This is a genomic window from Ornithinimicrobium sp. (assembly GCF_051004135.1).
Classification (GTDB): domain Bacteria; phylum Actinomycetota; class Actinomycetes; order Actinomycetales; family Dermatophilaceae; genus Ornithinicoccus.
In genome coordinates this window covers 21,021-27,020 of record NZ_JBPCKQ010000222.1, presented here as the reverse complement: position 1 = coordinate 27,020, position 6,000 = coordinate 21,021, and the positions used below count along the sequence as shown (strand labels likewise).

Here is a 6,000-nt window from a genome sequence, read left to right as displayed (position 1 = left end):
GTTCCTCCCCTCCTTCCTCTTCTTTGCTGTGTTCCTTGTCCGCGCGTGGGTTCCCCGCGCACACGGCCCACCAGTGTGCTGCATCGGGCACCAGTCAGGATCGGGCACAGTCAAGCGAGCCGAACCGTCTACATCGTCACGGTGTCGACCGGTCAGTCGGGGCGGCACTCCTCCAGACCCCGGGGGATGGTCAGCCACGACCCGATCCCGCCGAGGGCGAGCAAACCGGCGCTGGCCAGCATGGCCCGCTCATAGCCGACGTCGAGCACCGCCGGGACTGCGTAGTCGTCGCCGGACAGGCCGACCAGCACCGGCAGGGCGGCCACGGCCAGCAGCGAGCCGGTCCGGGAGACGGCGTTGTTGATGCCGCTGGCGGTCCCCGCGAGGTGGTCCGGCGCGGCCGCCAGCACGGTGGCGGTCAACGGTGCCACCAGCAGCGCGAGCCCGAGCGCAAACACGGTCAGCCCCGGCAGCACGTCGCGCCAGTAGACCGCGTCCGGTCCGACCCGCAGCAGCCACAGCACCCCACCGGCCATCACCAGCGGCCCGAAGGTCATCGGGCTCCGCGGTCCGATCCGCACCGCGAGCGCCCCGCCCCGGGCGGCCAGCAACAACATGCACACCGTGATCGGCAGGGTCGACAGCCCGGCGGCCAGGGCGCTGTAGCCGACGACGGTCTGCAGCTGCAGCACCAGGAAGAACAGGATCGCGCCCAACGCCGCATACACCAGCAGGGTCATTGCGTTGGCGGCGCCGAAGGTCCGGTTGCCGAAGAGCCCCAGGGGCACCATCGGGTATGTCGTGCCCCGCTCGGTCAGCAGGAACGTCGCGGCGGCGAGCGCCCCGACCACCGCGAGGGGCAGCGCCGCTGCCGAGCCCCAGCCGATCAGCGCGTAGGTCGCCCCGGCCAGCGCGACGGCGGCGGTGACCGCACCCCATACGTCCAAGGACGGCGCAGCCTGTGGGTCCCGGCTCTCCGGCACCGACCGGCGGGTGATCCAGACGGTGAGCACGGCCAGCGGCACGTTGATCCAGAAGATCCAGCGCCACGAGGCGTAGTCGATCAGCGCACCGCCCACCAGCGGGCCGACCGCCGCGGCGATGCTGCCCAGTCCGGTCCAGGCACCGATGGCCGTGGCCCGGTCGGCGCGGACGAACGATCCCTGGATCATCGCCAGGCTGCCCGGGGTGACCAGGGCCCCACCGACGCCCTGCAGCACCCGCGCGGCGAGCAGCAGCTCGGGGGTGGTGGCCAGCCCGCACAGCACCGAGGCCAGGGCAAACCAGACCACGCCCACCAGGAAGATCCGGCACCGGCCGTAGCGGTCGCCCAGCGATCCGCCGAGCAGGATGAGCGAGGCCAGCGAGAGCAGATAGCCGTTGCTGATCCACTGCAGCTGTGCGAGCGAGGCGTCCAGGTCTGCGCCGATGGTGCGCAGGGCGACGTTGACCACGGTGCCGTCCAGCATGATCATGCCGCTGCCCAGGGTCGCCGCGGCCACCACGGCACGGCCGGTCGCCGAACGGTAGACGACGTAGTCGGCTTGGGCGGTCACCCCTTGAGTATGGGCCGCATCGACAGAGGACCGACGCCTGAGCCCGACCGCCCGCTTGCGCACCGCCAGGACGAGCCGAAGCAGGTGAAGGCCGCCGCCAGCGGGTCGCCCTCCGCTGTTGCCGTGGCCAGCGCGGTCGCGGCATCGACGCCCCCGGCGATCTGCCGGTGGTAGGACCTCATGACGGCGTGGGCCACCTGGTCGGGCACCGGGCTGACGGCGGCGATCACGGTCGGCACCCCCAGCGCCAGCAGGCTGGCGGTCAGTCCGAGCGGCTCCTCGCCTCGGCGCACGCTGATCCGCCCGCCGTCGCACGCCGACAGCACGACGTGCGAAGCCCGCAGCCGGTGGCCCTCCAGCTCGTGCGCGAAGACCGACCCGTCACTGAGTCGCAGGCTGGAGAACAGCGGGTTCTGCGCGTGGTGCTCACCGTGCGCCGCCACGTGCACCACGTCGCACTCCGTCAACGCCGGCACCAGGTCGGCAGCCTTGGCGGCAGCAGCCTGCAGCGCCGTCCCCGACCCCCAGGACTCCACCACGCCGGTGACCTCGGTGTCAGCCAGTGGCACGTCGGGTCCGGCCAGGGCGCGCACCCGCGGAGCGTCCGACAGCTCAGTGTGCCGTCGGGCCCACGACGTCGCGGACCGGGCCACGGTGGTGGCTCGCCCGCGCCGGCTCGCCAACATCCCCCACGGGATAGGCATGAGGCCCATGTTGGGGACGACCACGAGCGGGCCGTCCGTCAACCCGGTTTGGGTCACCGGTGCCAACAAGGTGGCGTCGAGCTCGGCCAGTCCCGCGGCGAGCGAGGCGTGCACGGCACCTCGCAGCGGACTCCATGCCGGTAGTCGGGAGGCGGCCGCGAGGTCGGCCTGCACCGACCGCACGCGCGCGGTGATCGCCGGCACCGAGCCGAGCACGTGCAAGGACAGACCTGCGTCCGGACGCACCAGCACGGCATACAGCTCCTGGCCGCGGATCAGGGTGGACAACAAGCTCACGCCCGCCTGCTGCACGGCGCTCCTGATCTCCCGCGAGGACAGCGGACCCTGGGCCGGCGAGACCTGCGCGGATGCGGTGTCCGTGGTCCAGTCCAGCTCGCGCACGGCCTTCTCCGCCCTGGTCACCTCAGCGCGCAACCGACCTCGCTGGGCGTCCGGCGGCGCCTGACGCAGGTCCTCGCGGGCCTGCCGGAGCCGACTGAGGGCCTCGGCGCGCCGGGGGTCGGTCGAGGTCCGCAGCGGGGGCAACGCCCGCACGACGTCCCGCCACAGCTCCGTGCGGGCCAGCACGCGGGAGGCCGATCCGCCGCGCAGGGCCAGGTCCAGGTCCATTCCGAACAGGTCGTAGGCGTGGACGGTCAGCGCGGTCCGCAGGTCCAGGCCGGCGGACTGCCGGCCGGCGGCGCCGAGATCGTCCGCTGCCCGGCGCAGCGTCCGGGCTGCGCCGGCCGGGCGGCCGGTGCCGTCGCTGATGCGCGCCGACACGTGGCGTGCGCGGAGCCGGGTCGCCAGGTGGGGGGAGCGCAACAGCACCCGGGCCTCCTCCCAGGCCGGCTTGGCCTCGGCATGCCGTCCCTGATCGGCCAGCGCCTCGGCCCGGACCAGGGCGGAGCGCCGCCGCATGCCGTCGTCACCGGCACGGGAGGCCGCCTCACCGAGCGCCCTGCTGAGGCGGGCCCGAGAGGTCGCGGAGTCGGGTCCGCCCGCCCGGGTCTCGAGCTCGACCAGCTGCGCCGCACGCCGCCAGCCTTGCTCACCCCGCCGCTGGAAGCGCCGCCGGGCCGCCGCTGCGCGACTGCCCGCCGACTCGTTGTGGCCCATCAGCATCTCGCATCGAGCCAGGTCCAGCTCGATCTCGCCGAGGTCGTGCCGGCTGCCTGAGGAAGCGCATCGCTGCAGAGCATCGATCAACACCTCGTGCGCCTCTTCGATGAGCCCGGCTTCGAGGAGCACGCGCGCCCGGTCCAGCAGGGCGATGCCTCGGTCGACCTCGACGTCCATCGCGTCGGCCCGCTCCATCAATGTCAGGGCACCGGGCAGATCCCCCCGGATGAAGTCCGCATATCCCTGGTTGTGCACCGCAAGGAACTCCAAGGAGCCCAAGCCCGCCTCGTGCGCCAGCTCGGCCGCCGCGACCAGGTCCCGTTTCGCCGCGACAGGTTCAGCCAAGTGGATGGCCAGGGTGCCTCGGTTGACCAGCAGGCGCACCTGTTGGATGGTCGGCATCCAGGAGCGCCCCTGCTCAGCCCGGCGCAGAGCCGTCAGGGCACCCACCAGGTCGCCACCGCGCCCGGACAGTGCTCCGAGCTGCGTGTCGCACAGCGCAACGAGGTCTGGATGCCCGGCCCGGAGACACTGGTCCCGCAGCTCGTCGACACGGTGCACGGCAGCCTGCAGACCTGAGTCCTCGAAGGTGATCCAGGTGGCCGTCAGCCTCAGCCCGAAGTGCAGTCGGGACACCCGGTCGGAGTCCGTCGTCCGCGGGAAGTCCTCCACGGCGCTCCGGCATCGCTCGAGCAGCTCCCGTGCGTGCTCGACGCGCTGGGCGTTGATCGCGGTCTGCGCCTGCCCGAGCAGACGCTCGGCAGCGGTCAGCTCGGCGTTGACAAGCCCCTCAGAGCTCGACGGTCGGCGTGACGACCGGCCGGGCTCCTTCGCCGAGGGGGTGGATGAGGAACTGGGCGCGTCCACGTGGCACACCTTCCCACACCAGCCGACCGTTGAGGTCGGCCGTGGCGGGGTAGCGGGCGGTGCCGACGCTGAGCTCGACGAGCCGTCCGCCGTCGGTGACCCAGCCGTCCACCCGGACCGTCCCGCCCTCACGCGCGCCACCCTCGTGGGTCACCGTCACCGTCACCATCAGGCTCAGCGAGTCAGCGGTGAAGGTCAACGTGTCCGTCACGCCGTAGGCCGCCTCGGCGCGCACCCCGGCGCCGGACAGCTCCTGCAGCTGGGCGACATCGGCTTCAAGGGCGGCCCAGGACAGGGCGAACTTCATCCGCTCCGCCAGGTCCTCGGGCGGCGGATCGATCTCCTCGTGGACCAGTCGCAGGTGACGCAGGATCTGGTGGTCCACCTCATCCAGCGGCTCGTGCGGCATCGGCTCGGTCATGACGGGCTCCAATGGGGATCGGCGAGCAGGGCCTTGCGCAGGGTGGACAGGCAGCGTCCGCGGGTGGGGCCGATCGAGCCGACCGGCATGCCGAGGTCCTCCGAGATCGCAGCGTAGTTAGGGGCCTCGGCGAAGCAGATGATCCGCAGCAGCGCCTGACACCGAGGCGTGAGCGATCCCAAGTGCCCCCACAGCAGCTGCTTGTCCTGATCGAGTGCGGCGACCACGGCCGGGTCCGGCGGCGGGGCCTGGCCCAGCAGCTCGGCGTCCTGCAGCTCGTGCTCGGTCTCGAAGTCGTCGGGGCGGGTCCGGGCCGCGTGACGGCTCACCCGCCAGCACTCCCGGCGCACGGTGGTCACCAGCCACGCGACCACGGCCTGTGGGTCCTCGATGACCTCCGCGTGCTCCACGAGTCTCAGCCAGCCGAACTGCACGGCGTCCTCCGCGGCCTGGTGGTCCAGGCGGCACGCCCGCGCGACGTGCCACAGGGTCGGGGTCAGCAGGTCCACGAGGTCGGCCATCCGGTGCTGTTGACCGCCCTGGAAGTCGCGGAAGGCCGCGGCCGCCTGGTCGGTCATGCTCTCCACGGGTCCGGCGGTCATGGCCTCGGCTCCGGCGCGTTGCCGGATCCTTCGTGAGGTGGCTCGGTCATGGTCTGGCCTTCCGGGCCGGATGGAGGGGCACCCTGCGAGAGGGTTGGTCACACCTGAGGAGTCGGCACGCGCTGAGTTGATACATCGGAGCGCGGAGGATCTTGGGCGGTCCCTCACCACTATGCCGCGCATCGGGAGCCGCGTCACTACCGTGGACCTCGGAACCGTGGACCTTCGAACGTGCCGACAGCCTCTGGGGCTCACCGCGGCGTGGGGGCCAGACCGTCGGTGAACAGGGCCCGAGGCCGACGTGTCTGACTGGTGCACGATCCGGACCACTGGTGCACTGCGCGCGCTGCGCCAGTGTGCGAGACACGGCACCAGTCGAGGTGAAGCCGTCATCTTCACCTCGGGGTGACGCCCTGGTGCTGCTGCCTCAGCCTCCGGCGAACGGCGGCAGCACGTCGAGCACGTCCCCCTCGGCCAGCGAGACGTTGCGGTCCTGAACGTAGCGACCGTCGAGCAGCAGCGAGCTGTGGGCCACGACGTGGGCCAGACGGGGGCCGTGCCGGTCGACCGCGTCGGCCAGCACCCCGGCCACGTCGGCCCCGATGACCGTCTCCTGGGCGGTGCCGGCCGCCTCGGCGGCGGCGGCGAAGTAGCGCAGTGTCGGCATCATTCCTCCTCGCCCCTCATCGTGACATCGCGATGGCCGGTATGGCGATCGGGGGGTCTGT

The 6,000-nt window shown here is 72.2% G+C and carries 5 protein-coding genes; all 5 read right to left on the bottom strand.

Annotation, left to right across the window (positions count from 1 at the left end):
• Positions 1-152 precede the first annotated feature (152 nt).
• The 5 genes from ACR2FV_RS15995 to ACR2FV_RS15975 all read right to left on the bottom strand — a co-directional run bounded on the left by ACR2FV_RS15995 (position 153) and on the right by ACR2FV_RS15975 (position 5,939).
• Positions 153-1,556 (bottom strand): MFS transporter, encoded by a 1,404-nt coding sequence (locus ACR2FV_RS15995; protein WP_434016697.1) that lies wholly within the window; start codon positions 1,554-1,556, stop codon positions 153-155.
• Positions 1,553-4,249: a CHAT domain-containing protein gene (locus ACR2FV_RS15990; protein WP_434016696.1), complete on the bottom strand. Its 2,697-nt coding sequence runs from the start codon at positions 4,247-4,249 to the stop codon at positions 1,553-1,555. Before ACR2FV_RS15990 ends, ACR2FV_RS15995 begins: the two co-directional genes overlap by 4 nt.
• Positions 4,173-4,670, bottom strand: coding sequence for a hypothetical protein (locus ACR2FV_RS15985; RefSeq protein WP_434016695.1), 498 nt, complete (start codon positions 4,668-4,670; stop codon positions 4,173-4,175). The genes ACR2FV_RS15990 and ACR2FV_RS15985 overlap by 77 nt, the downstream gene beginning before the upstream one ends.
• On the bottom strand, positions 4,667-5,272 hold the full coding sequence (locus ACR2FV_RS15980; RefSeq protein WP_434016694.1) for an RNA polymerase sigma factor: 606 nt from the start codon (positions 5,270-5,272) through the stop codon (positions 4,667-4,669). Before ACR2FV_RS15980 ends, ACR2FV_RS15985 begins: the two co-directional genes overlap by 4 nt.
• 427 nt (positions 5,273-5,699) lie before the next feature.
• Positions 5,700-5,939, bottom strand: coding sequence for a MoaD/ThiS family protein (locus ACR2FV_RS15975; RefSeq protein ID WP_434016693.1), 240 nt, complete (start codon positions 5,937-5,939; stop codon positions 5,700-5,702).
• Positions 5,940-6,000: the final 61 nt, after the last annotated feature.

Bases quoted from the DNA above. Each gene is read 5' to 3' on its own strand.
- ACR2FV_RS15985 (WP_434016695.1), bottom strand. From the start codon at position 4,670: ATGACCGAGCCGATGCCGCACGAGCCGCTGGATGAGGTGGACCACCAG.
- ACR2FV_RS15980 (WP_434016694.1), bottom strand. From the start codon at position 5,272: ATGACCGCCGGACCCGTGGAGAGCATGACCGACCAGGCGGCCGCGGCC.
- ACR2FV_RS15975 (WP_434016693.1), bottom strand. From the start codon at position 5,939: ATGCCGACACTGCGCTACTTCGCCGCCGCCGCCGAGGCGGCCGGCACC.